We start from the raw sequence: 786 nt of genomic DNA, 5'->3' as shown, positions 1-786 counted from the left end.
ACTTGCGCTGGTGTTACCGCCTTAAAATCTGTGCTCTTCGGCCAATACTGGCGTAGTAATCCATTCGTGTTTTCATTCAATCCGCGCTCCCATGAGTGATAAGGGTGAGCAAAATAAACAGGAACACTTAAAGCCTCTGTGATTTGCTCGTGATAAGCGAACTCTTTTCCATTGTCAGCCGTGATGCTATGAAGCGCTGACCTATATGGCCTTAATAGTTCTATCGTCGCCGCAGTGACGGCCTCCGCTGTTTTGCCTGCCACCTGAGTTGATACAGTGAATAGGGTGACCCGCTCTACAATGGTAACAAGGGCGCCTCGATGACCTTTACCTATGACGGTATCTATTTCCCAATCTCCGATACGACCTTTCTCATCAACTATTTGTGGACGTTCTTCAATGCTAACGCGATTTTTTATTTGCCCTCGGTTTGTTTTACCATGACTGCGCTTGTGATATTTCTTACCGTGTCGGCGCAGATGTAGGTATAACTCACCACCTGCTTTTTTATCTTCCCAGATATACAGATAAATGCATTCATGGCTGACAGACCGTTCACTTTCTTTGCGCAACCATCCCGTTATTTGTTCAGGACTCCACTTCTCATTAAGCTTCTGGGTAATTAAAGCCATCATTTCAGGTGTCATCTTAAGCGGTTTTCTTACACTTCTTCGGCGAAACAAAGCCCGCTCATGAGCTTGTCTGTGTCTGTAACCTCGCTTACCTGTATTTCTAGAAAGCTCTCTTGAAATCGTAGATTGCGATAAATTAGTTAGCTCAGCAATA

The 786-nt window shown here is 44.7% G+C and carries 1 protein-coding gene; it reads right to left on the bottom strand.

From position 1 onward, the window contains the following. Positions 1-752, bottom strand: a 752-nt coding sequence (locus tag I6F65_RS21460) for an IS30 family transposase (protein ID WP_331461433.1), incomplete at its 3' end; no start/stop codon positions are given. Positions 753-786: the final 34 nt, after the last annotated feature.

The organism is Pseudoalteromonas sp. SWXJZ94C (assembly GCF_015864385.1).
Lineage (GTDB): Bacteria > Pseudomonadota > Gammaproteobacteria > Enterobacterales > Alteromonadaceae > Pseudoalteromonas.
This window is presented reverse-complemented; position numbering and strand designations above follow the sequence as displayed.